Origin of the sequence: Deinococcus yavapaiensis KR-236 (genome assembly GCF_003217515.1) — a bacterium.
In the GTDB taxonomy this organism is placed as follows: domain Bacteria; phylum Deinococcota; class Deinococci; order Deinococcales; family Deinococcaceae; genus Deinococcus_A; species Deinococcus_A yavapaiensis.
Genome location: NZ_QJSX01000006.1, coordinates 223280 through 249988, shown reverse-complemented (window position 1 = coordinate 249988; position 26709 = coordinate 223280). Strand labels below are relative to the sequence as shown.

Annotated in this window: 25 protein-coding genes and 1 rRNA gene; 7 read left to right on the top strand and 19 right to left on the bottom strand. The window is 64.5% G+C overall.

Features of this window, described 5'->3' with window-relative positions; genetic code table 11:
• Positions 1-590 (bottom strand): 23S ribosomal RNA (locus tag DES52_RS09885); the annotation flags it as partial.
• Positions 591-716: 126 nt separating this feature from the next.
• Here DES52_RS09885 and DES52_RS09880 point away from each other — a divergent pair.
• The gene (locus DES52_RS09880) at positions 717-1391 is read left to right on the top strand and encodes a molybdenum cofactor biosynthesis protein (protein WP_110886632.1); all 675 of its coding nucleotides are present in this window, start codon (positions 717-719) and stop codon (positions 1389-1391) included.
• Positions 1392-1394: 3 nt separating this feature from the next.
• Here the strand turns inward: DES52_RS09880 and DES52_RS09875 are convergent, their stop codons facing one another.
• The 6 genes from DES52_RS09875 to DES52_RS09850 all read right to left on the bottom strand — a co-directional run bounded on the left by DES52_RS09875 (position 1395) and on the right by DES52_RS09850 (position 7058).
• The gene (locus tag DES52_RS09875; RefSeq protein ID WP_110886631.1) at positions 1395-2030 is read right to left on the bottom strand and encodes a PrsW family intramembrane metalloprotease; all 636 of its coding nucleotides are present in this window, start codon (positions 2028-2030) and stop codon (positions 1395-1397) included.
• 7 nt (positions 2031-2037) lie between these two features.
• A complete protein-coding gene (gene ruvC, locus DES52_RS09870) occupies positions 2038-2532 on the bottom strand; it encodes a crossover junction endodeoxyribonuclease RuvC (RefSeq protein WP_110886630.1) in 495 nt (164 codons plus the stop codon).
• 87 nt (positions 2533-2619) lie between these two features.
• Positions 2620-3555, bottom strand: coding sequence for an oligopeptide ABC transporter permease (gene opp4C / locus DES52_RS09865; RefSeq protein WP_110886629.1), 936 nt, complete (start codon positions 3553-3555; stop codon positions 2620-2622).
• Between the two features lie 7 nt (positions 3556-3562).
• Entirely contained in the window at positions 3563-4558 is a 996-nt protein-coding gene (locus tag DES52_RS09860) for an ABC transporter permease (protein ID WP_110886628.1), read from the bottom strand.
• A gap of 142 nt (positions 4559-4700) precedes the next feature.
• Positions 4701-6491, bottom strand: a complete 1791-nt coding sequence (locus DES52_RS09855; RefSeq protein ID WP_110886627.1) for a peptide ABC transporter substrate-binding protein — start codon at positions 6489-6491, stop codon at positions 4701-4703.
• A gap of 171 nt (positions 6492-6662) precedes the next feature.
• Complete coding sequence (locus DES52_RS09850) at positions 6663-7058, bottom strand: HesB/IscA family protein (protein WP_110886626.1); 396 nt, start codon at positions 7056-7058, stop codon at positions 6663-6665.
• 116 nt (positions 7059-7174) lie between these two features.
• On the opposite strand from DES52_RS09850, the gene DES52_RS09845 reads away from it, so the two are divergent.
• Complete coding sequence (locus DES52_RS09845) at positions 7175-8401, top strand: M24 family metallopeptidase (RefSeq protein WP_110886625.1); 1227 nt, start codon at positions 7175-7177, stop codon at positions 8399-8401.
• 46 nt (positions 8402-8447) lie between these two features.
• Positions 8448-9113, top strand: coding sequence for an SDR family oxidoreductase (locus DES52_RS09840; RefSeq protein WP_110886624.1), 666 nt, complete (start codon positions 8448-8450; stop codon positions 9111-9113).
• A gap of 67 nt (positions 9114-9180) precedes the next feature.
• Here the strand turns inward: DES52_RS09840 and DES52_RS09835 are convergent, their stop codons facing one another.
• The 6 genes from DES52_RS09835 to mutY form a co-directional block, all read right to left on the bottom strand.
• Positions 9181-10401, bottom strand: coding sequence for a 2,3-bisphosphoglycerate-independent phosphoglycerate mutase (locus DES52_RS09835; RefSeq protein WP_110886623.1), 1221 nt, complete (start codon positions 10399-10401; stop codon positions 9181-9183).
• Between the two features lie 90 nt (positions 10402-10491).
• Positions 10492-11277, bottom strand: a complete 786-nt coding sequence (locus DES52_RS09830) for a TerC family protein (RefSeq protein ID WP_110886622.1) — start codon at positions 11275-11277, stop codon at positions 10492-10494.
• A gap of 92 nt (positions 11278-11369) precedes the next feature.
• Positions 11370-12020, bottom strand: coding sequence for a tRNA (guanosine(18)-2'-O)-methyltransferase TrmH (gene trmH / locus DES52_RS09825; protein WP_110886621.1), 651 nt, complete (start codon positions 12018-12020; stop codon positions 11370-11372).
• Positions 12021-12050: 30 nt separating this feature from the next.
• Positions 12051-13373 (bottom strand): HRDC domain-containing protein, encoded by a 1323-nt coding sequence (locus DES52_RS23265; protein ID WP_110886620.1) that lies wholly within the window; start codon positions 13371-13373, stop codon positions 12051-12053.
• Between the two features lie 54 nt (positions 13374-13427).
• On the bottom strand, positions 13428-14243 hold the full coding sequence (locus DES52_RS09815) for an isoprenyl transferase (RefSeq protein WP_245900887.1): 816 nt from the start codon (positions 14241-14243) through the stop codon (positions 13428-13430).
• A gap of 77 nt (positions 14244-14320) precedes the next feature.
• Complete coding sequence (mutY, locus tag DES52_RS09810) at positions 14321-15328, bottom strand: A/G-specific adenine glycosylase (protein WP_110886618.1); 1008 nt, start codon at positions 15326-15328, stop codon at positions 14321-14323.
• Positions 15329-15387: 59 nt separating this feature from the next.
• On the opposite strand from mutY, the gene DES52_RS09805 reads away from it, so the two are divergent.
• Entirely contained in the window at positions 15388-16047 is a 660-nt protein-coding gene (locus DES52_RS09805; protein ID WP_110886660.1) for a DUF2270 domain-containing protein, read from the top strand.
• A 25-nt stretch (positions 16048-16072) separates the two neighbouring features.
• Positions 16073-16537 carry a flavin reductase family protein gene (locus tag DES52_RS09800; protein WP_110886617.1) on the top strand — a complete coding sequence of 155 codons (465 nt, stop codon included), beginning with the start codon at positions 16073-16075 and terminating at the stop codon, positions 16535-16537.
• 21 nt (positions 16538-16558) lie between these two features.
• On the opposite strand, the gene DES52_RS09795 is transcribed toward DES52_RS09800, so the two are convergent.
• The 6 genes from DES52_RS09795 to acs all read right to left on the bottom strand — a co-directional run bounded on the left by DES52_RS09795 (position 16559) and on the right by acs (position 22399).
• Entirely contained in the window at positions 16559-17326 is a 768-nt protein-coding gene (locus tag DES52_RS09795) for an SIR2 family NAD-dependent protein deacylase (RefSeq protein ID WP_110886616.1), read from the bottom strand.
• A 1-nt stretch (position 17327) separates the two neighbouring features.
• Positions 17328-17837 (bottom strand): thioredoxin-like domain-containing protein, encoded by a 510-nt coding sequence (locus DES52_RS09790; protein WP_245900885.1) that lies wholly within the window; start codon positions 17835-17837, stop codon positions 17328-17330.
• Between the two features lie 60 nt (positions 17838-17897).
• Entirely contained in the window at positions 17898-18104 is a 207-nt protein-coding gene (locus DES52_RS09785; protein ID WP_110886615.1) for a hypothetical protein, read from the bottom strand.
• A gap of 9 nt (positions 18105-18113) precedes the next feature.
• Positions 18114-18830, bottom strand: coding sequence for a queuosine precursor transporter (locus DES52_RS09780; RefSeq protein ID WP_110886614.1), 717 nt, complete (start codon positions 18828-18830; stop codon positions 18114-18116).
• A gap of 94 nt (positions 18831-18924) precedes the next feature.
• Positions 18925-20454: an AMP-binding protein gene (locus DES52_RS09775; RefSeq protein ID WP_110886613.1), complete on the bottom strand. Its 1530-nt coding sequence runs from the start codon at positions 20452-20454 to the stop codon at positions 18925-18927.
• Positions 20455-20461: 7 nt separating this feature from the next.
• On the bottom strand, positions 20462-22399 hold the full coding sequence (gene acs / locus DES52_RS09770; protein ID WP_110886612.1) for an acetate--CoA ligase: 1938 nt from the start codon (positions 22397-22399) through the stop codon (positions 20462-20464).
• A 310-nt stretch (positions 22400-22709) separates the two neighbouring features.
• On the opposite strand from acs, the gene DES52_RS09765 reads away from it, so the two are divergent.
• Both DES52_RS09765 and DES52_RS09760 read left to right on the top strand, forming a co-directional pair.
• A complete protein-coding gene (locus DES52_RS09765) occupies positions 22710-23909 on the top strand; it encodes an MFS transporter (RefSeq protein ID WP_245900883.1) in 1200 nt (399 codons plus the stop codon).
• Between the two features lie 33 nt (positions 23910-23942).
• Positions 23943-26696 carry a sensor domain-containing protein gene (locus DES52_RS09760; RefSeq protein WP_110886610.1) on the top strand — a complete coding sequence of 918 codons (2754 nt, stop codon included), beginning with the start codon at positions 23943-23945 and terminating at the stop codon, positions 26694-26696.
• Positions 26697-26709 lie beyond the last annotated feature (13 nt).

The window sequence follows — 26709 nt, the reverse complement described above, 5'->3', positions numbered from 1 at the left end:
TTCAATAGGCACGCCACAACACGCGTGTGGTGCTGTGACTGCTTGTAAGTCCACGGTTTCAGGTTCTATTTCACTCCCCTCCCGGGGTTCTTTTCACCGTTCCCTCACGGTACTGTCCGCTATCGGTCACCAGGAGTATTTAGCCTTACGCAGTGGTCTGCGTGGATTCAGTCATCACTTCACGTGTAACGACCTACTCAGGTACAGAGACACAACCAACTTGCTTTCCCGTACGGGACTCTCACCCTCTTCGGTGCACTTTCCCAAGTGCTTTCGGTAGCGTCGTGGTTGCTTGTTCTCTGCCCTACAACCCCACCAGGAAACCTGATGGTTTGGGCTCTTCCCGCTTCGCTCGCCGCTACTAAGGGAATCGATCACTCTTTCTTCTCCTGCAGGTACTGAGATGTTTCAGTTCCCTGCGTTCCCTCCCACTTGCGTGGGTACCCGAAGTTCACTTCGGGTGGGTTTCCCCATTCGGATACAGACGGATCAATGCTTGCTTCCAACTCCCCGTCTCGTTTCGCCGGTCGCCGCGTCCTTCTTCGGCTCTGGTGCCAGGGCATCCACCGTGGACCCTTGTTATCTTGACCTTTGGTCCTTCATTTCACACTTTGCGTGTGTCGCTTCCGGTTGTCATCCTGCTCGCCTCAATCGAGGCTCAGAAAGAATAGTCCTCAAACTAAAACTTGTCAACACCCCCGTGTTAACCTGACCGCATGATCGTCAACATCCTCCTGTTCGCGCGCTTGAAGCGCGAAGCGGGCATCGAAAGCGCTCGCATCGAGGTTTCCGAATCCGCCACCGTACGAGACGTCGCCGACGCCGTCGAGCGCGCATACGGTGTCTCGCTGTCCGGCTGCATGATCGCCGTCGACGAGCGGTACGCCACGGCTGACACGCCCGTTTCCCAAAACGTGGAGATCGCCTTCCTGCCTCCCGTCGCGGGCGGCGCGGGCGACGAGACTCGCTGCCTCGTGAGGTCGGAGCCACTAAGCTTGGACGAAGCGCAGACATTCCTCGTACGGCCCGAGTGGGGAGCGCAGAGTTACTTCGTCGGAACGGTCCGCTCTCCCAACAAAGGCATCGACATCTCCTACTTGCGCTATGAAGCGTACGCGCCCATGGCAATACGCGTGATGCGAGACGCCGTCGACCTCGCGCGTCAACGGCACGCCTGCGCCGGGATCTACATCGCTCACCGCGTCGGAGAGCTACGGCCCGCCGAGCCCAGCATCGTGATCGGAGTGGGAAGTCCTCATCGGCGAGCGGCGATCGAGGCCTGCGATTTCCTGATCGAGCATCTCAAGGTGTATCTGCCGGTGTGGAAGCTGGAAGTCGGCGAGAACGGCGAGCAGTGGGTGGAAGGCACCACGGGCGCGCCCGTCTTGTAGCGGTTACCGCTTCCGTTGCACTTCTAAGCGGGCGTAAAGGCGGCCGGCGAGCGCGTACATCAAGGCGAGCACCCCGACGAGCGCCAAGAGTTGCTCCCAACCCGCGCCGCCCGTCAGCAAGCCGTTGAAGGTGACGTGGAGCGTCACCGCGATGACCAGCCCTCGCGTGCGCCACCAGCGACCTGTCGCGAAGCGCGCTCCTGCGAGCGCGTACCCGAGGGGCGCGCTGAACAGCGCATGAGCGAGGGTCGTGACGAGCCCGCGGTAAGCGGCGACTTCCAGCCCGTACTGCAAGCCGTACGCGATGTTCTCCACGAAGGCGAAGCCGAGGGACGCCGTGACGGCGTAGATCAGGCCGTCGATCGGCTCGTCGAACTCTCGGTCGCGGGTGGCCGTGCTCGCCGCCAGGAGTTTGACGCTCTCTTCGACGAACGCGACGAGCAGCATCATCAGCACGCCCGACGCCACCACGGTGACGCTGAGTTCGAGCGCCGCCGCGAGCGCCCAGGAAAGTGCGCCGTACGCGAACGTACGCCACAGTAACCATGCAGGCTCGGGGTGGACGTCGCGCCGCGCGAACAACCAAAACCAAAAGGCCGCCGGAAGAAGCGTGAAGATCAGCAGGCCAACGGGTTCCACTCGAATCTCAAGAAGAGCGGGCGAGCGCGCGCTGCATGGGAAGTTGCGCCAAGTGCGTCAAGGCAAGCGCGAGCGCGTCCGCCGCGTGTGAAGAGCCGATTTCTCTCAAGCCCAGCGACGCCTTGACCATGTACTGCACTTGCTGCTTGTCCGCTCGGCCTTGACCGACGAGCGCCTGCTTGACCTGCATGGGGCCGTACGAGAAGATCGGGATATCGGCTTGCGCGCACGCGAGCTGCACGACGCCCACCGCTTGACCCACCTTGAACGCCACGTCCGCCTGCTTGCGAAGGAACTGGTCTTCGATCGAGACGACCTCAGGTTGATAAAGCTCGATGAGGCGCGAAATCTCGCTGTGAAGGTACAGCAGACGCCTCGGCAGTTGCGACGCCGACTCGGTGTACACGCACACGTGATGCAGATGACGCGCCTTGCGCGCGTCTCCCTCCACGATGCCGATTCCGAGATTCGCGAGGCCAGGGTCGATGCCGAGAACGATCATTGCGGTCAGCATAGCAAGAGCCCGCTGAAAACGAGAAAAAACCGAGGGTCCACGATGGGACCCTCGGAAAGTCGAGCGCTCTTCGGATCAGAGGCGGCTTCGCGGATCGAACGCGTCGCGTAGGCCGTCACCGAGGAAGTTGAAGGCGAGCACCGTCAGCAAAATCATGAGGCCCGGGTAGAAGGTGATCCAGGGATAGGTCAACACGACTTCCTGCGCGTTGGCGAGCATGTTGCCCCACGTCGAGACGGGCGGTTGAATCCCGAAGCCGAGAAACGACAAGCCAGCCTCCGTGAGAATGGCGTCTCCGACGGAGAGCGTGGCTTGCACGATGATGATCGCGACAGTGTTCGGCACGAGGTGGCGGAACATGATGCGACCATTGCGAGCGCCCAAGGCGCGCGCCGCGTCCACGTACTCCAAGCCCTTGTTCTTGAGAATCTCGCCGCGCACGAGGCGCGCTGTGCCCGTCCAACCGAGCAGTGACAATACGCCCACGACGACGAACACGCTAAATTCCTCGCCGTACTGCTGCCGCAGGACGACGATCCAAGGCACGTCCGTGTTCGCCAGCAAGCCCGCGAGAACGAGCAGCAACGGAAAGGACGGGATGGACAGCATGAAGTCGATGAAACGGCTGATGGCCGTGTCGATGAAACCGCCGAAGTACCCGGCGAGCACGCCCATCACCGTCCCGATTGTGATGCTGATCAAAGCGACCGCGAAGCCCACGAGCAAACTCACACGGCTGCCGTAGATGATGCGCGACAAGATGTCACGGCCGAGATCGTCCGTTCCGAGCAGGTGTTGAGCGCTCGGCGGGGCGTAAGCATTGAGGTCGGCGGTGTTGAAGTTGTTCGGGTCCTGAGGCGCGATGAACGGCGCGAAGATCGCCATGAGGACGAGCAGCACGATCACGACGAGGCTCGTCATGGCGAGTTTGTGACGTCGGAAGCGCCGCAGCGCCACGGACCAGGTGGACTGGCTTTGCGTCTTGTTGGCGGTCGGGGTGGTGGTCGTCATGACAGCCTCACGAGTACCGGATGCGCGGATCGACAACGGCGTACGCGAGATCCGCGAGGAGGTTGAACAACGCCGTCATGAGCGCGAGGAAGGTCAAGGCGGCCATGACGATGTTGAAGTCCTTCGACACGAGCGAATCGAAAATGGCGCGTCCCATGCCGGGCCAGCTGAACACCGTCTCCGTGAGCGTCGCTCCGCCCAGCAAGCCTGGAATCGACAAGCCGAAGAGCGTCACCATCGGGATGATGGCGTTGCGCACGGCGTGCTTGTACGTCACCACGCGCTGCGACAAGCCTTTGGCCTTCGCGGTCCGCACGAAGTCCTGATTGATGACTTCGAGCAACGAGGCGCGCATGAAGCGCGTCCAAGCGGCAATTTGAATGAACGACAGCGTGAACACCGGAAGGACGAGGTACTTGAAGCGATCGATGAAGCTGTCCCAAGCGGCCGCCGTCTCCATGCCGGGCGTGTTGAAACCGCCCGCCGGAAGGCTCACCACGCCGTTCGTCCACGTCGGAAACTGCACGGCGAACAGGTAGATCAGCATGATGCCGAGCCAGAACACCGGCAAGCTGAAGCCGATGAAGCTGAAGAACGTCAGGACGTAGTCGGCGATCGTGTACTGGCGAAGCGCTGAAAAAATGCCCAGGGGAATCGCCACGAGTACCGAGACCAAGAAGGCCAAGCCCGACAGGACCAACGTGTTGGGCAGCCGCTCTTGAAAGATGTACTGAGACGCGGGCATGAAGTATTGCTGCGAGTATCCCAAGTCGCCCTGCACGGCGCGGCCGAGCCATCTCGCGAAGCGAACGGCGACCGGCTGGTCGAGGCCATACGCGGCCCGCAAACGCGCGACGTCCTCGGCGGTAATCTTGGGGTTGGACAGGCGCAATTGATCGACCGGATCGCCCGGCTGCAAATCGGTGAGCAAGAAAAGCACGAAGCTCACCACGAGCAGCAGGGGAATCATTTGCAGCAGGCGTCGCGCGATGTAGGTAGACATTCCAAGTCGATTCCTTTCTGGAGAAGATGTAAAGACACGTCCATAGCTTTTCAGTTTACGCCGAAACGTGAGCTGTCAGCGAACGACTTTGTGAAAGCAGACGAAGGCGGGGGAGCGCAGGCTCCCCCGCCTTTTGGCGAACTCAACGCGGGTTTTGTTCGGTCGCGCCGTTTTGCTGCCATCCGAGCGTCCAGGCGTTCCAGCCCGGGTACTGGTTGGCGCCGCTGAACGTGTAGTTCACGAGACCCGTGGCCCGCGTGATGACGTTTGAGCGGTTGTAGAGGGGCAAAATCGGCAGTTCATCGGCGAAGATGTCCTGCATCTGGCTGAAGAGCTGCTTGCGCTTGGCAGGATCGAATTCCGTGCGCGCCGAGACGGCGAGGCGGTCGAAGGCCGCGCTGTTCCAGCCGCTGATGACTTGACCGGAGTAGCCGTTGGCAGCCGTCGGGATGTTCGAGTCGCCGCTCGGGAGCTTGCCGATCAGCAAGCCCGCGTCTTCCGTGGCGGGGTCTTGCGTGTAGGCGAACATGAACATGTCCCACTTGCCTTCGGACGCGCGGTTGATGAAGGCGTCGTCGAACACGATGGCCGACGGCTGGTTGGCGACGGTTGCCTCGATGCCGACCGCCTTGAGGTCGCGAATAAGGATTTGTTGAACGCGCTCGCGAATGCGGTTGCCCGCCGTCGTGGTGAAGTTGAGGGTGAAGCGCTTGCCGTTGCGCACGAGGATACCGTCGGCGCCTGCCTTCCAACCGAGTTCGGCAAGCAGTTGCTTGGCGCGCGTCGGGTTGTAATCGTACTTCTTGACGTTCCCCTTGTAGAGCGAGCTGAAGGTGCTCACGAAGGTGCTGCTCACCGGCTGCTTGCCTTGGTACAGCTGCTGGACAAGCGATTCTCGGTTCATCGCGTACAAGATCGCTTGACGCGTGCGCTTGTCGTCGAGGCCGAGGTCCTTGACCTTCTGGACGTTCGTGAACTGGTTGACGTCGATGTGTTCCCACACGGCGCCCGGCACGAACTCCACCTTGAAACGGCCACGTTCTTGGGGCTGCAGTTGCAGGCCTTGGTCGAAGGTCAAGCCGACCGACGACACCGCGTCGATCTGACCCGACAAGATGTTCACGCGCAGCGTGTTCGTATCGCCGATGAAGCGGTAGATGATTTCACGCGCGTACTTGTTCTCGCCGCCTTGCGGCTTGATCCAGAAGTTCGGATTGCGCGTCAAGGTCATGCTGGAGCCCGGGCTCCACGAGGTCACGCGGAAGGGACCGGCCGAAACGCGCGGAAGGCTACGCGCGGTCGTGAACTTCGCGAGAAACTGGCTGAAGCGGTTGTTGATCTCCTGCGCCTGCGTCTTCGCATCGAGCTTGTCCGTGGCGCTCTTGAAGGCGTTCCAGTCCGCCTGCATGACGTGCGCGGGCGCGTATCCGGGCGACACTTGGTCGGCGAAGATGTAGCCGCCCTTGTTGTAGGTGATGGTGAACGTCTTGTCGTTCACGCGCGCGATCGTGGCGCGGTCCCAAGGATCGCGGGCCGGAATCGGCACGCGCTCGTCCTTGGCGACGTCGAGCCAGAACTGGAAGTCACGCGTCGTGATCGGCGTGCCGTCGGACCACTTCGCTTCCGGGCGAATGCGGTACGTGACGGAGTTGCTGACGACGTCGTTGCCTTGACGGGTGATCTTGATGTCACCGTTGCTCGTGCTGGGCACGCGCGATGCCACGACCGCGAACAAGTCGCCCGCGTTGTTCTTTTGAATGAGACTGGGGGCGAGGAAGCCGTTGATTTCGGCGCTGATCGCCTGATTGGCTGTAGACCAGTAGTCGAGAATGTTCGCAGGTTCCTGCGACGTCGCGATGATCACGTTGTTTTGACGCGGTCCCGCGAGGGCCGCGCCGAGCATCAGAAGCGAAAGAGCCAACAGTTTCTTCATAGAACTCCTTAGCGGTGCCGCTCGACACGACACCCTTCATACGTGAATTTCCGACACAGACCATTATAGGTAGGCCAAAATGCTTGTCAATGTCACAAATACAAAACTTTGCTCAAGGCAGCTACAGGAAGGAGGCGCCAAAGGCGCCTCCTTCCTGTAGCTGTCGATCTTTCAGTAGTTCGAGCTTCCGCAGCTCGTGCTGCCTTCACCGTCCGGCGACTTGCCTCCGTCGGTGCGGAAGGAGTGACCGCAACCGCACGAGGACGTCGCGTTGGGGTTGTTCACGGTGAAGCCGCCGCCCATCATGTTCTCGATGAAGTCGACCTCACTGCCTTCGAGCAAGGGCAAGCTCATCTGGTCCACGAGAAGCTTGACGCCCTTGTCGACGATGATGGTGTCACCCTCGAGCTCTCGGTCGTCGATGGCCATGCCGTACTGATAGCCGCTGCAGCCGCCACTCTTGATGAACACGCGGACGCCCGCGCTGGACTTGCCGCTGTTTTGCAGGATCTGAAGCGCTTTTTGCGCTCCGAAATCGCTGATGGAAATCGTCTGCGTCATGACCATAGGGTATCAAGTGCTTTAAAGAACAAAGGTGCACGAACCCATAAAGCCGAGCAGGACGGTCATGATTGCGAAGTGTCTCAAACGCACCCGAATGGACGGGCCGTTATGCTGACTTCATGCAAACAGCCTTGCAGCGCGTACGCGCTCTTCTTCCGACGAATCTAGACGGCTGGCTTCTCTACGACTTTCAAGGCAGCAATCCGCTCGCTCGGCAGATTCTGGACATTCCCGCAAGTGCCCACCTCACACGGCGCTACTTCGTCTGGACTCCTCGTGAAGGGCGACCGAGCGTCGTGCATCACCGAATCGAAGGCGGAGCGTGGCGCACCCTCACGTCGGGCGCCGACGTGAACCTTGTTCCCTACAGTTCACACCAGGAGCTCGACGCGGCGTTGCGTTCCCTCCTCTCCCCTGGCGCGACGATCGCCATGGAATACAGCGAGCGAGGAGCGGTGCCGTACGTGAGCCGTGTCGACGCGGGCACGTTGGAGCGCGTACGCGAGCTCGATGTTACAGTCACGTCGAGCGCCGACCTTCTGCAAGCTTTCCTGACGTGGACGCCCGAGGATCTCGAAGCGCACCGCCGAGCCGTGAACGTCCTGATGCACGCCAAAGACATGGGGTTCCGCCTCGTGCACGAAAAACTTCGCCACGCGGAGGACGTGACCGAGCTCGAAGTGCAAGCCGAAATCATGCGCGTGATCGCCGAGGGCAACCTCGTGACGGACCATTCGGCGATCGTGGCGTTCGGAGCCAACGCGGCCGATCCGCACTACGCGCCGTCCGAGACGAACAACGCCGTTTTGCGGCGCGGACAGTGCATGCTGATCGACTTGTGGGGCCAAGAAGAAGGTCGTCCGAACGCCGACGTCACTTGGATGGGCTTCGCGGGCGAGCCCGACTCCGAGTTCGCGAACGCTTGGAAGGCCGTGAGTGACGCCCGTGACCTCGCCTTGAGCGCGCTCGCGCAGCGCTGGGGCGACCTCGAAGGATGGGAAGTGGACCGCGTCGCGCGCGACCTGCTCGCCGAGCGCGGCTTCGGCGACGTCTTCACCCATCGCCTCGGGCACAACCTCGGCGTGCAACTGCACGGCCCGGGCGCGAATCTCGACGATCTCGAAACGCACGATACGCGCCGCCTCACGACCGGGCTCGGCGTGACCGTCGAGCCGGGCGTGTATCCGAGGGAGCGCGGCTACGGCATTCGCAGCGAGGTGAACGTGTACTTCGCCGAGAGCGGCCCGGTCGTCACGACGCCCGCGCAGCGCGCGCCCTTCGTGCTAGGTGACGGCGAGTGGGAGGACGTGCGCGCCGCCGCGCTCGGCGACGTCGCCTCCGCTTGAAGCCGAGCCTACCATCACCACCCGAGCCGTCCTCGTACCCTGAGGCATGACCGCATTGCAAGGCCGGACGATCATGCTCACGGGCGCGGGCGGCGCCATCGCGGCCGTCATCGCGCAAGAACTGCGCGCGGCAGGCGCGCGCCTCGTCCTCGTGGAACGTGAAGGACATTTGCGCGATCCACAAGCGGACGAAACGATCATCGCCGCCGACCTTTCCGACGCCCAAGAGGCCGCGAAGCTCGCCGAGCATCCCGTGGACGCCGTCGTGCATACCGTCGGCGGCTTCTCGATGCAAAAGGGACAGGACGCCGCGCCTGCAGACCTAGACCGCATGTTCCACACGAACTTCAACACGCTCTTCCACACGATTCGCGCCGTGCTGCCAGGCATGCTCGAACGCGGACACGGACGCATCGTCGGCATCAGCGCGGGACAGGCGGCACGCGGAGCGGGACCCGGCGCCGCCTTGTACACGGCCAGCAAGGCTGCCGTCGCGAGCTATCTGAAGTCGCTCGACGCCGAGCTCAAGGAAAGCGGTGTTCGTACGACCGTCCTGTATCCCATGGGCGGCGTGGACACCTCACGAAACCGCGACGACGGCATGAAGCCCGAGAACATGATCGATCCGGTGGACCTCGCGCAAGGCGTCGTGTACGTCCTGGGACGCTCGCAGCGCGGGCACGTCGACGAACTGCGCGTGAATCCCCGCTGAAGCGAAAGCGGCGCCAAGCAAGGAGACGGGCGGGTCGATTCCCGCCCGTCTCCTTGCTTCGCCGTCCTCAGGCGCCGTACTTGTTGAGCTTCAGGGCGTTCGCCATCAGCAAGGGCATGATGTCGGTGCCTCGACGCAGGCCCAGGCTGCCCTTTTGCGCTTCCTCTTCCGTGAAGCGCTGCGCGACGTCCTTTCGACCCCACTCGCTCTTGATGAGAAGCGGCACGGGATGCCAAGAGTGCGTGGCGAGCTTGCTGGGCGTGGAGTGATCACCGACGATGGCGATCACGTCGGGGCCAAGCTCGAGAATGCTCGGCAGCAACGCGTCGAAATCCTCGATCTTGTGGACTTTCGCGTCGAAGTTGCCGTCTTCACCCGTCGAGTCGGTCTTCTTGACGTGGAAGTAGAAGAAGTCGTACTTGTCCCAATTCGCCTGAAGCGCGGCGACCTTGCCTTCGAGCGCGTCCTCGTGCCCCTCGACGTCGAGCACCTCCATCCCGACGAGGGAGGCGAGTCCCTTGTACATGGGGTAGGAGGCGATGCACGCCGAGCGCACGTGGTAGACGTCCGGAAAGCTCGGGAAGTGTGGGACGTCGCTGTAACCGCGAAAGAGGACGCCGTTGATCTTCGGCTCGTTCCGCAAGGCGTCCTCGGCGCGTGCCACGAAGGCGTTCACGAGGTCGGCGGTGCGCTCGGACGCCGGGTCGAACGCCTTGGCTTCCATCGGCGTGACGCCCGTCGCCTGCGGATCGACGTCACTGACGTCCGCGCCGAGCGGTCGACCTTGAGCGCGGAAGACGACGACGAAGCGGTGCTCGCTTTCCGTGTAGATCTCGACGGGAACGCCGCCAATGTCGGGAATGGCTTCGCGTAGCTTCGCGACGACGCGGACATTCTCCTCGTCGGACGGACGGCCCGCGCGACGATCGAGGACGTTGCGGCCCGCGTCGAGCGTCGCGAAGTTGCCGCGAACGGCCACGTCGCCCGCCGAGAGCTTCACGCCGATGCCGACCGCGCTCAACGCTCCGCGTCCCACCGTGTACTGAATGGGATCGTAGCCGAAGAGGGACAAGTGACCGGGACCGCTTCCAGGCGTGATGCCCGCCCCCACGAGTTCCACGAGGCCGAGTTGCGATTCACGGGCGAGCGCGTCGAGGTTCGGCGTGGTCGCCGTCGCGAGTTCCGTCTCGCCGTTCGTCGTGAGCGGCAGGCCGCCGACGCCGTCCAAGACGACCATCACGATCTTGCTGGGAGTTTCCTTGCTGAGTTGCCGAATCACGTCGAGCATGTGCTTACCTCGAGTCGAAATTTGAAAGGAGGAAGCGAGTTCGTTCGTCGACCTCGCTTCCTCCTCATCGCCCCTACTCTACATGGTTCGCTACTTCGCCTTGCCTTCGAACAACTCCTCGAAGCGGTCGTCGACCTTCTCGGCTTCCTCGTCGCTCAAGGCCGGCTTGCGAACCGCGACGATCGTCCCGGCGACGGCAATGGCCGTCATGACGATCCAGAACACCCACGACGGGAGATGCGGATGCCAGCCCCAGCCGTACGTTTCCGAGGCCGCCTCGACGGTTTCGATTCCGAGTTTAACGGCGATCCAGCCGACGAGCGCGTACGCCGTGTTGTCGAGTCCCGGGTACTTCGCGAGGAGCTTCAAGAAGATGGTGGCGGCGAAGCGCATCAAAATCAGTCCGATGATGCCGCCGATGATCACGATGGTGAGTGCCTGAGAGCGCGGCAAGGCGGCCGGCACGAGGGCGACGCCCGCAAGAATCGAGTCGACGCTGAACGCGAGGTCCGTGAGGTTGAGAAGCACCACGGTCATCCAGAAGCCGCGCGCCTTGGCGGCGCCCTCCTCTTGGTTCTCCTCGGGTCTCTTCACGAAGTGGCCGATGGTGAGGTACGCGAGGTACAAGGCGCCGAACGCGCGCAGCCACCAATACTGCAGCACGTAGCTTGCCAGAAGCACGCCGAGGATGCGCAGCACGACCGCGCCGCCGATGCCGTAGGCGAGCGCTTTCGTTTGAAGATCCTTCGGCAACGGGCGAACCATCACGGCAAGAACGAGGGCGTTGTCCGCCGAGAGCAAGCCTTCGAGCAGGACGAGGGTGCCGAGAATCGCGAAGATCTCGGGCGTGAGCGGGGGAAGTTCCAGACCAAACATGAGTGGTTTAGTCTAAACGACACGCGACAAGCGCAAGGTGACCCGCGCCGCCTCGTTTCAGGTTCGCCTTAGGAACTTGTTTATGAGGCGACTTAGGCGGAGCGAAGCTCGCCGTCCTCGGAAAGAGCCGGGTACGCCTCACCGCGCTCAAGGTACACCGGCGCGAGCTCGGGGTACGCCCATTCGAACAACGTCCGCTCGAATTCCTCGAACGGAATGCTCGGCGCGTCGTACATGCCCGCCGCCAAACGCTGCCGCTGCGCCTCGAACAAGATGGTCGCCGCCGCCACGGAGACGTTGAGGCTTTGCACCATTCCAAGCATCGGAATGACGACGTTGTGGTCCGCGCCGCTCGCCGCCGCTGCCGACACGCCCCACTTCTCCGCGCCGAGCAAGACGCACGTCGGCCGTGTATAGTCGAGCGTTCGGTAATCCACGGCGCGCTCGCTGAGGTGCGTGGCGAGCACTTGGAAGCCGCGAGCTTGCAAGCCTTCGACCGCCTCGAGAACGCTCGCGTGCTGCTCGACGCGAACCCACTTCTCGGCGCTGCCCGACGTCGCGTTGTACGTGGGAAGGCCGCCGCGCGGAACAACCGCGTGCGCCGTGCCCACGCCGACCGCGTCGCACGAACGCAGAATCGCGCTGAAGTTGTGAGGCTTGTGCACTTCCTCCAAAAGCACCGTCAACGTCGGTTGGCGCTTCGAGAGGACGTTCTTGAGCTTGCGAAATCGTTCCGGCGTCATGATGGCCCCGTTCTAGCGCATCGTGCCCGCTCAGCGCATGCCGCGCAGCATGTTGAGAATCGGCTCGGCGTACTTGCGAACACGCTCGGGACCCATGCCGCGCACGGCGCGCAGTTCCGCCTCGGTCTGCGGCAAGGTTCGCGCGATCTCGGCGAGCGTGGCGTTCGACGCGACGATGAAGCGCGAGACTTCCTGACGGCGCGCCTCGGCGTTGCGCCACTCGCGCAAGCGCTCGTAAGCCGCGCGCTGATCGGGCGCGAGGTCCTCGGCAGGATCGGTGGTCTCGCCACGCGCGGTCGGCACTTCCGGCAAGTCGGGCAGCAGGGGCGCGTCGACCGGTTCCGGGAAGATCGGCTCGACTTGCTCCTCGGCAAGTTCGTCGTTCGTCTCGGCGACGGGCGCGTCGAAAGGTTCGTCGGGGCCCACGGATTCCGTTTCGTCGGTTTCCTCGTCCGTGATCTCGACGCTCACGGGCGCGTTCGCCGAGTTCGCTTCCGGCGTGTTCTCGTCGAGCTCGTCCGTCCGTTCGGGAAGTTCGAGCGTCGCCGGTTCGTCGACGATCTTCACGCTTTCGTTGACAGGATCGCCCGTCACGTCGCGCCACAAGTCCTCCACTGCTTCGAGGCCCACGGAAAGGAGCGTGCCACCGGCGACCGCGCGGCGCGCGGCGCGTACACCTCCGATCGCGGCGGCTTCGGAAAACAGCGTCGTATCGGCCAAGTCGTCAGACACGAGGAGCGTTCCGCCCGACACTTCGGTGGCGCGCTCCCCGAGGCGCTCGGCCAAGGTATGCGCCCCTCGCGTCTGGCGAGCGAGGCGAGCGCTCAAGGTCGGCAGGTCGCGCAAAACGAGCGCCGCCGCGAGGGGCTCGATCGAGCGAGCGCGCACCACGGGCCGCTCGCCTTTGCCGAGCAGCGCGGCGAACGCCACGTCGCCGTGCCCCGTGAGGGCGCCCGCGTCGCGCAAGGCGACGAACGTCGCGCCGGAAGCGAGGGCGCCGCCACCCGGGCAGAACGTGGCGTCCACGACGACGCGAGCTTCCGCTCGACGAGCGCGCTTCATGGCACGCTCGTCGGTCTCCGGGAGCCACACGAGGCTGCCCTTCCAATCCGCGTCGAGCGTCGCGGTGGTGAAGTCGGCGGCTTTGAGGGCGGTTTCGTCGAGCGGCAAGCGAGCATCGGCGCGCACGACAGCGTTGCCGACGATTTCAGCGAGGGCGCGCCACAATTCCGCCTCGCCTGAAAAGACGAGCGCCCAGTCCGCTCCTTCAAGTTCGGCGAGAAGATCGGGCAGTCGGGACGTGTCGAGCGCGGTCGTCGCGAGGGCGAGGCGAGTTTCGAGGGCGTAGGTCATACCGTTCACTCTACGGGACGAGCCCTGAAGCGCGTCTAAAGCGCTCCTGGAATTTCACTTGCCGAAGCGCCGATCACGCTTTTGATAGCTGCGCAGGGCGCGCAGAAAGTCCACTTTTCGAAAGCCCGGCCAGTACACGTCACAGAAGTAGTACTCGGAGTACGCCGACTGCCAAAGCAGGAAGCCCGAAAGGCGCACCTCGCCCGACGTGCGAATGATGAAGTCGGGATCGGGCGATTCGTTGGTGTACATGTGCGCGCCGATGTGCGGCACCTTGAGCTCGTTGGCGAGTTGCTGCAACGTCAGGCCCTGCTCGGCCGCTTCGCGCAGCAGCTTTCGTACGGCCTCCGTGATCTCCTCGCGCCCGCCGTACCCGATGGCGATGTTGAGCAACAAGCCGTCGTACGCTTCCGTCACCTTCTCGAGGTTGCGCAAATTGTCGCGAACTTCCTCGGGAAAGTCTTCGATGTGGCCGATCATCTTGATACGGACGCGGTTCTTGTGAATGCGCGGATCGTGCACCATTTTCGCCGCCTCTTGCGCGAAAAGCCGCAGGAGGTGCGTCACTTCCAAGTCGTCCCGGCTCTTGTTGTCGTTCGAGAACACCCACAGCGTCACGTGCGGAATCCCGAGTTCGAGGCACCACTCCAGCACCTCGTACGCCTTGTGCGCTCCGAGGTCGTGCCCGATCTTGCTTTCCACGCCGAGCGTCCGCGCGAAACGGCGATTGCCGTCGAGAATCAAACCGAGGTGTTGGGGCATGCGGCCCACCTTCACCCTGCGCTCCACCCTCCGCTCGTACCACCAGTACAAAGGACCCAGCACGGCGCGCGGTACGCGAATGAATGCGGGAAGACGAGGTTGGCTCACGGGGGACAGTGTACGCCCCTCGGGCGCGGCTCTTTGACTCACGGCAAGCATCGTATCCCGAGCGGCGGATGTGAACGTTAAGGAAAGAGTGGTACTTGCGCGTGATCGAGCAGCGCGAGCGCCTTGCGGTCGAGGTTGGACAGCGGCGCGTCACTCACGTTCGAGAGCGGCAAGGACGCCTGCGCCGCGTACACACGCCAAGTGAGGCGACGGTGCGTCATGGCGTGCGTCACCGTGCCGAGCAAGCGCGCTTCGCGGGCTCCGAGGTCGGTCAACAGCGCGTTCAGGGCACTTGCCTCGTCCGTCGTCACTTCGCGCGCGGGGAGGCCCGACAAGCCGCCGAGAAGGGTGCCAGCGCGCGTTTCGAGATACGCCTGCCGCGCCGTGCCGACGACGAGCGCCACGAACGTCGCCTCCTTCACGACCGAGCGCTTCTTGGGCGCGGGATAGACTTGCGGCTCTCCCGTTTCGAAGGCCGCGCACAACGTCGTCAACGGACACGTCGGGCATTTCGGCACGCCGGGCACGCATACGGTCGCGCCGAGGTCCATCACCGCCTCGTTCCAGCGTCCCGGCGTTTGCGAAGCGAGCACCTCGTCCGCCTTCGACTGCACCCACGCGTCCGTCGGTTCTCGCTCGCCGAACAATCGTGCGAGAACGCGGCGCACGTTGCCGTCCACGACCGCCCGCGCCTCGCCGAAGGCGATGCTGGACACGGCGGCGGCGGTGTACGGCCCGACGCCCGGGAGCGCACGCCAGCCTTCGTACGTCGACGGAAAGCCTCGCTCGGCGATCACCTTCGCGGCGGCGTGCAGATGACGCGCCCGCGCGTAGTACCCGCAGCCTTCCCACGCCTTCAACACGGCGTCTTGCGGCGCGGCGGCGAGGTCGCTCACCGTCGGGAAGGCGTTGAGGAAACGCTCGAAGTACACTTTGCCGCGCACGACCTGAGTCTGCTGCAGCAGCACCTCCGATACCCACACGCGGTACGGATCGCGGCAGCCCGCCGCGCCTTGCCGCCAAGGCAAATCGCGCTCGTGGACGTCGAACCAGGACAGCAAGACACGCTGAAGCTCCGCGGACACGGGCGGAAGTATAGTGAGAAAGGAGCGGGCGAACTGTGCCGTTCGATCGCTCCTTTCTCATGACCGGGACTCGACCCACGCCGCCCACCTTGACGGACACGAGCTACTCGACGAACGCCGCGAACAGTCTCATCCATCTGTACCGCGCCGAGGTCGGGAAGATGACCGCGTACCGCAGCCGACTCGACACGACGACGAACTGGGCGATCGTGACGACGGCGGGCTTGACGTCCTTCGCGCTCGGATCACGCGAGAACAGTCACGCGATCTTTTTGTTCGCGATGTTCATGAACTACTTTTTCTTGCACCTCGAAGCGCGCCGCTTCCGCACCTTCGAAATCAGTCACCACCGCGTGAGGATCATGGAGCGCTTCTTCTACCCGGCCATGCTGGGCGACAAGGTGGACGCGTCTTGGCATCAACTGCTGCTCGGCGAGTTGTCCAAGCCGCGCAGTCCCATTCCCCGCATCGACGCGCTCGGCTGGCGGCTGAGGCGCAACTACCTGTGGGTGTACGCCGCCGTCCTGATCGCCTGGATCGCCAAGCTCGACTTGTCTCGAGATCCGGGAGCCCGCCCGTCCTTCCTCGGCTTTCTGGAGCTCGCGTCGATCGGGAACTTGCCGGGCTTCATCGTCGTCGGGGCGGTCGCGGTCTTCTACGTCTTCCTGATCCGCTTGGCAGTGCGCGCCACGAGAGAGTACCCGCTGGAACAGGATTGACGACCCGACTTGCTACACTCCCTTCATGTCGATTCCTCCTCACGAGTTTCGTCAGACGCTGGGCCGCTGGGCGAGCGGTGTCACGATCATCACCGCGACGTCTTCCGAGGGAGAGCGGCGCGGCATGACCGCCAGCGCATTTCTCAGCGTGTCCTTGGAGCCGCCCCTCATCCTCGTGAGCGTCGACCACAAGGCGGCGATGCTGCAAGCTCTGAAGGACACGAACCGATTCGGCGTGAGCATCCTCTCGGCCGCTCAACGTGAACTCAGCAATCACTTCGCTCGGCGCGGCGGCGACCTCGAAGTCCCGTGGGTGGATTTCGAAGGTCTCCCCCTCATCGGCGGCGCGATCGCGCAGCTCGTCTGCCGCAAGGAACGGGAAGTCGAAGGAGGCGACCACGTCTTGTTCTTCGGCGAGATCGAGTACAGCCGTTACACGGACGACGATCCGCTGCTGTACTTCCGCGGGCAGTACCACGAGTTGGGTTGACGTCGGGAAGCGCGGAGCGCGTCACCCGTTCGTGCGAGGTTCGGCGGTCAAGGCCCGCAAGCCTTCCGACGCCGTCGCTCGAAGGCTGAGGTGCGCTTTGCGGCTCAGGGGCGTCTCTTCGGGATTGATTTCGATGAGGACGCCGCCGCGGTGCAGCGTGACTTCGGGCAGGGCGGCGGCGGGATACACGACGCTGCTGGTGCCGATCACGAGGGCGACGCTCGCTTCCTCGAAGGCGAGGTAGGCGCGCTCCAAAGCGAGTTCGGGCAGCGTCTCGCCGAACCACACGACGTTCGGGCGGGCGCGCGAACCGCACTTCGAGCAGTGCGGTGGAAGGTCGAAGGCGTCCGGAGGCGGCAGGGGGTCGACGTTGCCGCAGCGTTCGCAGCGGCTCGTGGTGAGGTTGCCGTGCACTTCCACGACGTTCCTGCTGCCCGCTCGCACATGCAGACCGTCCACGTTCTGCGTGACGACGGTGACGCCGCCCGCGTTGTCACGCTCCATCTCGGCCAAGCGAACGTGCCCTTCGTTCGGCGAGGCCTTCGCGCAAACCTCGTAGCGTTCCTTGTACCACGACCACACGAACAGCGGATCGCGGGCATACGCGCTCGGTGACGCGAGATCGTCAGGGCGAAAGCGGGCCCAAAGGCCCGTCTGGGCGTCGCGAAAGGTAGGGATGCCACTTTCGGCGCTCACGCCCGCCCCGGTGAGGACGGCGACGCGGCGGGCAGAGCGCAGAGCTTCGCGGGCGGCGGCGAGATCGAAAGAGCGACTGGCGAAGTCGCTCACGTCAGCGCGTCTCGGACGAACCGTTCGTGCAGGCCGCGCCGCGCTCGGGCGTTTGAGGGCCGTCCTCGTACTTGTCGAGAAATGCCTTGAGGCGCTCGTCGGACGCGGAGTCGACGGCGAGTTGGTTGTTCCACGCGGTGATCACGACCGGCGACTTCAAGCCGGGGTAAGGCGCGAGAAGGGTCTTGAGGCGTCCGTCCACGAGCGTGCGCAGGCGGTCCACGTCCTCGCTCGCGAGATCGGGGCGGTACGCGATCCACACGGCGCCGTGCTCCAAGGCGTGCACGGCGAGAAAGTCGTAAATGGGACGGTCGTACACGCCGCAGTTTTGCCAAGTCGGGTTGTGCGGACCGCCCGCCGGCGGCGTCTCGGGATAGCTGATAGGGCCGGCTTTGTGCTCACCGCTCTTGAAGTCGAAGGTTTTCACGCCTTGGATATCGCGACTGCCGCACGCACTGAGCACGAGCGGCAATGTCAAGGCGAGGCCGGTCACGAATCGCTTGAGGTTCACGAAGTGTAAGCTAGCACGCCCCGCGGCGGGCACCTGTCCCTCTTCGCCCGCGTCGTCTCGTCAACGTTTGCGCATGACTCGCAACGCGGCGTACGCGAGCCCCCACAGCAAGGACGGCAAGATCTCGGCGCGCATGGACGCGATCAGATCGCCGCGCGTTCCGGTGAAGTTCAGCCAGCCGAAGTACCTCAGCAGCGTGAACACGAGGAACAGCGCCACGAACGCGAGCAGGAAGTCGCGAAGCAGAATCGGGAAGGTGGAGCGCACGACGTCCTCCTAGCGTTCCACGCTCAAGCCGAACGGATTGAACTTCGTGCCGCGATCGAAGTGATCTTCTTGCTCGGCGCGCTTCAAGAAATTCACGACGAGGTACGTCAAGGGCGTCAGGAGAATTTCCAGTCCGACTTTGTACGCGTAGTTGAACGCGATGATGCTCCACAAGACGCTCGCCGGGAGGGCGTTCGCACCGATTCCGAACGCGATGAGGGTGAAGGTGAGCGTATCCGCGGCCTGTCCGATCAACGTCGAGCCGATCGTGCGCGTCCACAGCCACTTGCCGTTCGTGGCGACCTTGAGTTTGGCGAGCACCGTGGAATTCAGGAACTCGCCGACGAAGAACGCGAGGGTGCTCGCGAGGACGATCTGCGGCACGAAGCCGAGGACGGTCTCGAACGCGCCTTTCGTGGGGCTGCTCGGGTCGGTGGGAAGCCAGCCGACGAGGGCGAAGGTGAGACTCGCCAGCAAGTTCATGGCGAGGCCGAACCAGATCACGCGCCGCGCGCGCTTGAAGCCGTACACCTCGGTGAGGACGTCGCCGAAGATGTACGTGAGGGGAAAGAGGAACGTGCCCCCGTCGAACACCGGCTTGAGAGCCCCGAGGTTCAAAGTGGCGACTTTCGTGGACGCGACGTTCGAGATGACGAGCGTCACGGCGAACGCGCCCATGATGAAGTCGAAGTACTGGAGGTTTTTCGACGTGAAGTTGCGTGACATGCGCGCGCTCCTTTTGGCAATCGGGCAAGGCGGGCCCGAGCCGGAAGAAGAGTTTACAAGGCGTGGGCGGTCGTGGGCTGAGCGAGTTCCTAGCTCAGCCCGCGACCGTCCGTGCTTGGGCGCGAAGAACATGCTTGAGGAATTTCCCGTTGGGGTTCTTGGGCAAGTCGGACAACAGACGGACGTCGTGCGGAACTTTGAACGCGGCGAGGTGCGAGGACGCGAAGGAGACGAGATCGCGCGCTTCGACGTTCGATCCGGCGTGAAGGGACACGAAGGCGATCGGAGCTTCGCCAAGCGTGGCGTGCGGAGCGCCCACGACGACCGCTTCGCGAACACTGGGATGCAGATACAAGACGCCTTCGACTTCGACGCTGCTGAGGCGTTCGCCGCCCGTGACGATGATGTCGCTGACTCGGTCTCGTACTTGCAGACGGCCGTCGGGGTGAAGGACGGCGATGTCTCCGGTATGAAACCAGCCTCCTCGCAGAGCGCGCCGTGTGGCGGCGTCATTCTTGAAGTAGCCTTTCATGACGGTCGGGCCGCGAACGACGACCTCGCCGAGGGTCTCGCCGTCGTTCGGTACGGGCAGGCCGCGCTCGTCGAGCACGCTCACCTCGCCCGCCGTGACCGACTCGAAGCCTTGCCGCGCGAACGTCTCCGCGCGCTCTTGAACGCTGTGGTCGCGCACGTCGGGCGTGTCGTCGGAGAAGGTGACGAGCGGCGACGTCTCCGTGAGCCCGTACGCGTGCAGCGGGCGGTACCCGAGGTCCATGAGGTCGGCGAGAAAGCGCGCGTGCGGCGGGCTTCCGGCGAGAGTCACGGTGATGGGACGTGGCGCTCGCCGAGCGGTCACGGGATCGGCGAGGGTCCTCAGAACAGTCGGAGAGGCGCTGAGGTGCGTGACCGCGTGCCGTTCGACGTCACGTACGACGATCTCGGTGGCCGTCTCGGACGTCGTGACGTGCGTCGCTCCGGCGCCCGTCACGGCCCACACGCCGCCCCAGCCGTTCGCATGCGACATCGGCAAGGTGTGCAGGTACACCGAGGTCGGGCGGAGGTCGAGGTGGTACATCAGCCCGAGGGCGTGCAAGTAGACGTTTCGGTGGGTCAGCATCACACCCTTGGGGTCGGACGTCGTGCCCGACGTGTAATTCACGGTGATGACGTCGTCCTCGTCGAGGTCGACGGGCAGCGAAAGGCTCGCTGGCGACTGATCGGCGAGGCGCGCTTCGAACTCCTCGCCAATCACCCACTTGGAGACGCGAACGTCCGCCACTTTGGGCAGTAGGGCGGCGTCCACGATGAGCAGCTCGGCTTCGCAGTGCGCGAGGAAAAAAGCGTACTCCTCCTCGCTGAGGCGCGGATTGAGCGGCACGAGCGTCGCGCCCGACCAGGGCACGGCGTGGTAGGCGAGGAGCGCTTCGTGCGTGTTGAAGGCGAGCAGCGCGACGTGATCGCCGCGCCCGATGCGCCGCGCGGCGAGGGCGCGGACGAGGCGGAAGGTGCGCGCGCCGAACTCCGCGTAAGAGAAGCGCTCGCTTCCTTGCTCGACGGCGGGGCGGGCGGCGAACAGCTTGAAGGCGCGCCGCGCGAGGTCGAGCGGCGTGAGGGGACGGCGCATGAACGCGTCAGTTTCCAGTGACGCCCGGCGAGCGGCGCAGCTTGTCCAGGACCGACGCGTCCTCCAAGGTGGACGTGTCGCCGCTCGTTTCCTGCCCGGAAGCGATTTGCCGCAGAAGGCGGCGCATGATCTTGCCGCTTCTCGTCTTCGGCAGGGCCTCGGCGAAGCGAATCTCGTCGGGCCGCGCGATCGCGCCGATTTCACGTGCCACGTGACGGCGCAAGTCGTCGTCGGTGCAAGTCGCTCCGGCTTGCAGCGTCACGAAGGCGACGATCGCCTCGCCCTTGACTTCGTCGGGCCGTCCGACGACGGCCGCCTCTGCCACGGCGGGGTGGGCGACGAGGGCGCTTTCGACCTCCATCGTCCCGAGGCGGTGGCCGGACACGTTGAGAACGTCGTCGATGCGCCCGACGACCGTCACGTATCCGTCCGCGTCGCGTCGCGCGCCGTCTCCGGCGAAGTACATGCCCGGCAACTCGCCCCAGTACGTCTTCTTGTAGCGTTCGTCGTCGCCGTAGACGGTCCGCAGCATCGATGGCCAGGGGCGCTGCAAAATCAGAAAGCCTCCCTCGTCCGGTCCGAGCGGCTGGCCGTCGGCCGTGACGATGTCGGGCGCCACGCCGAACATGGGAAGGCCGGCGCTTCCAGGCTTCGCGTCGAAGGCGCCCGGCAAGGTCGTGAGCATGATCGTGCCCGTCTCGGTTTGCCACCATGTGTCCACGACCGGGCAGCGTTCCTTGCCAATCGTCTTGTAGTACCACATCCACGCCTCGGGATTGATCGGCTCGCCGACCGTGCCGAGCAGACGCAAGCTGGACAAGTCGTAGGCGTTCGGGAACTCGTCGCCCGCTCGCATGAACGAGCGGATGGCGGTCGGCGCGGTGTAGAGGATGGTGACGTTGTGCCGCTCGATCATCTGCCAGAAGCGGCCCATGTCCGGATGGTTCGGCGCACCTTCGTACAAGAAGATCGACGCGCCGTTGAGAAGCGGGCCGTAGGCGACGTAGCTGTGCCCCGTGACCCAGCCGATGTCAGCGGTGCACCAGAAGAGATCGCTGTCTTTCGGTTCGAAGACGGCGCCCATGGTGAGGTACGCGCCGACCATGTAGCCGCCCGTCGTGTGCAGCACACCTTTGGGCTTGCCCGTGGAGCCCGACGTGTACAGGATGAACAGTGGATGCTCGGAATCGACGGGCACGGCTTGGTGCTCGCTCGGTTGTCCTTCCACGAGGTCGTGCCACCACACGTCGCGCCCTTCTTGCATGGCGACGTCCGTGCCGAGACGTTTGAGGACGACGACCTTCTCGATGCTCGAGGCGTTCTGCAAGGCCGTGTCGGCGCTCGCCTTGAGCGACACGGCCGAGCCACGGCGCAAGCCACCGTCCGCCGTGACGAGCACCTTGGCTCCCGCGTCTTTGATGCGCTCGGACAGCGCGGACGACGAGAACCCGCCGAAGACGACCGAGTGAATCGCGCCGAGTCGCGCGCACGCCAGCATCGCCACGATGGCTTCCGTGACGAGCGGCATGTAGATCGTGACGCGGTCGCCTTTCGAGACCCCGATGGACGACAGGGCGTTGGCGAAGCGGCACACTTGGGCGTGCAGTTCGCGGTACGTGGTGCGCGTGACGACGCCGTCCTCGCCTTCCCAGACGATCGCGGTGAGGTCGCCCTTCGCGGCGAGGTGGCGGTCGAGGGCGTTGTAGGCGACGTTGGTCGTGGCGTCGACGAACCACCTCGCGTGCGGCGCCTGCCAATCGAGGACGCGCGTCCAGGGCGTGAACCACGTTAGCTCGTTGGCAACGTCGCTCCAAAAGGCGTCGGGCTCCTCCAGGGAGCGTCGGTACTCGCGCAGGTACGCTTCCTTCGTCCACTTCACGCTCGCCGCGAAGTCGGCGGGCGGAGCGATGCGGCGGTTTTCGTGCAAAACATTCTCGATCGTCATAGGGCCTCCTTCGGGCGGCGCTTCGGGTGCTTCTTTCGAGCTTACTCTCCTGTCTTCGAAAGAAGGCAGGCGTCGGGAGTGGGAAAGCGAACGGGGCGCGTCAGAACGCGTACTGTTCTCTGGCTGGATGAAGAGTGCGAACGGCCTGACGTGAAGCGAGATGCGAAACGAAGTTGTGAAAGTACGAACAGTATGTGGAGCCGTACTTGTCCCGTCCACGGCAATTGCCTAGACGAATCGCTCGAAGCAGCTCGCCGAAGGAAACCGAACTAGACAGGTCGGTGGGCGAGGACTGGGTACACTGCGGAGCGTGTCGTCCGCCGCCACCGCCCTCCGCGCCCTCACCTTCACGAACTTCCTGATGTGGGGCGGCTTCTTTCTGATCATTCCCCTCGTCAGCGTTCATTACGTCGCCAATCTCGGCTGGACGGCCGCCTCCATCGGCGTCGTGCTCGGCGCGCGGCAGCTCACGCAGCAAGGCCTCACCGTGCTCGGCGGCGCCCTCGCCGACAAGCTCGGTCCGAGAAGCCTCATCTTGTGGGGATGCGTTTTGCGGGCCCTCGGCTTCGCCGTGATGGGATGGGCGACGACCTTCCCCGCCCTGCTCGGCGCGGCCATCTTCGCCGGAATCGGCGGCAGCCTCTTCGACGCGCCCAAGAACGCCGCCGTGAGCGCCCTCACCACCCCCGAGACACGCGCGCGAACCTTCTCGATCATGAGCGTCTTCGGCAACCTTGGCATGGTCGTCGGGCCACTCGTCGGCGCCCTTCTCGCCTCGTACGATTTCCGACTCGTCGCCGCCGCCGCCGGAAGTGTCTATCTCGTCGCGTTCGTCCTCATCGCGGCGACCCTTCCGAGAGTTCCCGCCGCCTCGTCGCCCGAGGCGGGTCTCGGCGGCATCAAGCTCGCGGCGACCGACGCCCGCTTCGTGCGCTTCACGCTGCTCGCCAGCGGGTACTTCATCCTCAGCACCCAGCTCAACGTCGCCGTCACCCTCAAGGCGACGGCCCTGCGCGGCGAAGGCGGCGTCGCCGCCATCTACCTCGTGAACGCGGGGCTCGCCGCCTTGCTGCAGTACCCTCTGCTGCGCTTCTTGGAGCGACGCTACAGCGCGCGGCGCATCTTGGTCACGGGCGTTGCCAGCAGCGCTGTCGGCTTGGGGCTGATCGCGATTTCTCCGAGCTTCGTCACCTTGCTGCTGTGCGTCGCCCTCACCAGCTTCGGGGGCATGCTCGCCGTGCCGACCCAGCAGACGCTCACCGCGCGCCTCGCGAGGCGCGGCCTGTTCGGAGCGTACTTCGGTTTCGGAGCGCTTTCGCTGGGTGTGGGCGGCGCGATCGGCAACGTCCTCGGCGGCGCCTTGTACGACTTCGGCGAGCGCGCCCATTTTCCGGCCGCGCCCTGGCTCGTCCTGCTCGTCATCGGCACTCTCACCGCGATCGGTTTGTGGCGCATTCTGGACGACGACGTGCACGAAACGGCCCCACAAGCCGCCGAGAATGCGGCATGATGTAACACACGCCCAACGCGTGCGGTACTTGCCGTGACCAGAGCGTCCGTTCCAGGAGACCAACTGTTCGTCCTCACGCCCGACGGGAGCGACGGCTCGGTCGATACGGCGGCGCTCAAACTCGTCGTGCGTTCCGGCGAGGAGGCCGACACCTGGCGCGTCGGGCACCTCGTCACCCTCGACGAGCTCGGCGACACGCCGAAAACCTACCGCGTCCTGCTGCGCTCGGAGGCTTCCCCCTTCGATCCCGGCTCGCTCTCCACGCAAGTCCTCGACGCGTTGCCCTTCGACTTCGCCATCTTCGACACGGACTACCGCTATCTGTACGTCAATCCCGCCGCCATCCCGAGTCCCGACGTGCGCGCGTGGATCGTCGGGAAGAACGACGCGGAATACTGCCACAAGCGCGGCTTCGACGTCTCGATCGCCGAGAGGCGAACCCAGTGGTTGCGACGCGCCGTGACCGAGCACAGAGCCGTCTCTTGGGACGAAACACTGTTCACACGCGACGGCGTCGTTCGCCACCATCGCCGCAACGTCGTGCCCGTCGTCGATTCCGACGGCGCCGTCGCTTTCCTCGTCGGGTACGGCCAGGAAATCACCGAGCAACGGCACTTCGAGGTCCACCTTCGTATCCTCGAATCGGCCATGCGGCGCGTCGGGGACGTCATCATCGTCACGGAAGGCACTGTCACGGAGGACGTCGGCCCGCGCATCGTCTTCGTCAACGAGGCGTTCACGGCGCTGTTCGGATGGTCGCCTCAAGACGTCGTCGGGCGGCCCCTGCCGATTCACGCGGAAAGCGGACCCGACCGTACGGCGCGCGCCAGCTTCCGCGAAGCGATCCGCTCGCGCTACCCGGTGCGCGGCGAATTGCTGCTGCAACGCAAAAACGGTCCGGACTTCTGGGCGGAAGTCAGCCTCACGCCGATTCACGACGAGATCGGCAGTTGCACGCACTGGGTCGCCGTGTTGCGAGACATCACGGCCCAAAAGCGCCTCGAAGCCTTGGAGCGCGGCCGCACCTCGGCCCTCGATTTCGCGGGGCGCGGCGAGCGCGACGAAGCGCTCGCCGCCCTCGCGCGGGTCGTGCAAAGCTGGCTGCCCGACGTGACGGGCGCGGTGCTTCTCGCACGAGACGAACGATTGTGGTACGCCGCCGCACCGGGACTGTCGGCCGGGTACGTACGCGCGACCGACGGAGCGCCCATCTCGCCGAGCGGCGGACCGAGCGGCGCGAGCGCCTACAGCAAGGCCACGATCGTCGTGACCGACTTACGCTCGCATCCGCTCACCGCCCGCAGCGAGGACGAAGCGCGGCGCTACGGCTTGCGCGCCGTGTGGGTCACGCCGATCCTCGACGCGAACCAGGAGATTCGCGGAACCTTCGTGTGGTACCGCGCCCAACCGTGGCCCGCCCTCAAAGCGGACTTACGCATTTTGCGAGAACTCGCCGCCTTCACGTCCGTCGTGCTGGAACGTGCGGAAAGTCAGACGCGTCTGCGGCAACTCGCGTACGAGGACGCCTTGACGGGCCTTCCCAACCGAAGCGCCGCCATGAGACGACTCGAGGACTTGCTGAGCACGCGCGATCGACGCGGACCGCGCCTCGCCGTGGGCCTACTGGACCTCAACCGCTTCAAGGAAGTCAACGACACCTTCGGGCACCGCGCCGGAGACCACTTGCTCACCAACGTCGCGCGGCGCCTCAAACCGAGTCTGCCCGACGATGCCTTGCTCGCACGCATGGGCGGCGACGAATTCCTGATCGTGCTGCCGAACGTGCAGGACGAACGCGAGGCCGTACACACCGCGCGTCAACTCACGAGCGCTCTGCGCGAACCGTTCATGGTGGAGCATCAAAGCGTCGTCGTAGGAGGCAGCATCGGCCTGAGCCTGTACCCCGACCATGCGAACTCGGCCGACACCTTGCTGAGGCGCGCGGACGCGGCGATGTACCGTGCCAAGCGCCGCCACCTTGACGTCGCCGTGCATGAAGCGCACGCCTTGGAAAGCGCGGGACGGCTGGCGCTGGAAAGCGCCTTGCACGCCGCGCTCGGACGTGGCGAGTTCGACGTCGTCTATCAACCGTACTTCTCGCTGAGCGGCGCTCCCGTCGGCGCCGAGGCGTTGTTACGTTGGCATCACCCCGCCCTCGGGGACGTCGCGCCAAGCGTGTTCGTCCCCGTCCTCGAAGCGCTCGGACTCATCGACAAGGTGGGCGCGTGGGTGCTGGAACGCGCTTGCTACGACGCGACACAGTGGCCGAGCGGCATGCGCGTCGCCGTCAATGTCTCCGCTCGTCAATTCGAGCAGCACGACTTGCCCGACCGTGTCGCCGCCGCGCTCGAACGCCAAGGCTTGAGCGGCTCTCGACTCGTGATCGAACTCACCGAAAGTCTGCTGATGGCCTCGCCCGAGACCGCCTCGCACATGCTGGCGTCCCTCAAAGCGATCGGCGTACGTATCGTGATGGACGATTTCGGCACGGGCTACTCCAGCCTCAGCTACCTGCGGCGCTTCTCGCTGGACGGCCTCAAAATCGATCGATCGTTTCTGCAAGGAGCGAGCAGCGACGCCACTCCGAAGAGTCGCGCGCTCGTGCACGGCGTCGCGGCGCTCGGCCGCAGCCTCGGCTTGGAAGTCACGGCGGAAGGCGTCGAGACGTCCGAGCAGCTTTCACTCGCGCGAAGCGCCGGTTGCGACCTCGTGCAAGGTTACTTGTGGGGACGTCCGCAAACGCAAGCGGCGCTGCTTTCCCGCTTCGACGGGGACGAGCAGCGCTGAGGCGAAGCCGCCG

What these genes read in the sequence shown, in the direction of transcription:
- DES52_RS09835 (WP_110886623.1), bottom strand. Translation starts at nt 10,401, where the DNA reads ATGCTCGACGTGATTCGGCAACTCAGCAAGGAAACTCCCAGCAAGATC.
- DES52_RS09800 (WP_110886617.1), top strand. Translation starts at nt 16,073, where the DNA reads ATGTCGATTCCTCCTCACGAGTTTCGTCAGACGCTGGGCCGCTGGGCG.
- DES52_RS09845 (WP_110886625.1), top strand. Translation starts at nt 7,175, where the DNA reads ATGCAAACAGCCTTGCAGCGCGTACGCGCTCTTCTTCCGACGAATCTA.
- DES52_RS09830 (WP_110886622.1), bottom strand. Translation starts at nt 11,277, where the DNA reads ATGTTTGGTCTGGAACTTCCCCCGCTCACGCCCGAGATCTTCGCGATT.
- DES52_RS09780 (WP_110886614.1), bottom strand. Translation starts at nt 18,830, where the DNA reads ATGTCACGCAACTTCACGTCGAAAAACCTCCAGTACTTCGACTTCATC.
- opp4C (WP_110886629.1), bottom strand. Translation starts at nt 3,555, where the DNA reads ATGACGACCACCACCCCGACCGCCAACAAGACGCAAAGCCAGTCCACC.
- ruvC (WP_110886630.1), bottom strand. Translation starts at nt 2,532, where the DNA reads ATGATCGTTCTCGGCATCGACCCTGGCCTCGCGAATCTCGGAATCGGC.
- DES52_RS09860 (WP_110886628.1), bottom strand. Translation starts at nt 4,558, where the DNA reads ATGTCTACCTACATCGCGCGACGCCTGCTGCAAATGATTCCCCTGCTG.
- DES52_RS09855 (WP_110886627.1), bottom strand. Translation starts at nt 6,491, where the DNA reads ATGAAGAAACTGTTGGCTCTTTCGCTTCTGATGCTCGGCGCGGCCCTC.
- DES52_RS09880 (WP_110886632.1), top strand. Translation starts at nt 717, where the DNA reads ATGATCGTCAACATCCTCCTGTTCGCGCGCTTGAAGCGCGAAGCGGGC.
- DES52_RS09805 (WP_110886660.1), top strand. Translation starts at nt 15,388, where the DNA reads ATGACCGGGACTCGACCCACGCCGCCCACCTTGACGGACACGAGCTAC.
- acs (WP_110886612.1), bottom strand. Translation starts at nt 22,399, where the DNA reads ATGACGATCGAGAATGTTTTGCACGAAAACCGCCGCATCGCTCCGCCC.
- DES52_RS09840 (WP_110886624.1), top strand. Translation starts at nt 8,448, where the DNA reads ATGACCGCATTGCAAGGCCGGACGATCATGCTCACGGGCGCGGGCGGC.
- DES52_RS09775 (WP_110886613.1), bottom strand. Translation starts at nt 20,454, where the DNA reads ATGCGCCGTCCCCTCACGCCGCTCGACCTCGCGCGGCGCGCCTTCAAG.
- DES52_RS09850 (WP_110886626.1), bottom strand. Translation starts at nt 7,058, where the DNA reads ATGGTCATGACGCAGACGATTTCCATCAGCGATTTCGGAGCGCAAAAA.
- trmH (WP_110886621.1), bottom strand. Translation starts at nt 12,020, where the DNA reads ATGACGCCGGAACGATTTCGCAAGCTCAAGAACGTCCTCTCGAAGCGC.
- DES52_RS23265 (WP_110886620.1), bottom strand. Translation starts at nt 13,373, where the DNA reads ATGACCTACGCCCTCGAAACTCGCCTCGCCCTCGCGACGACCGCGCTC.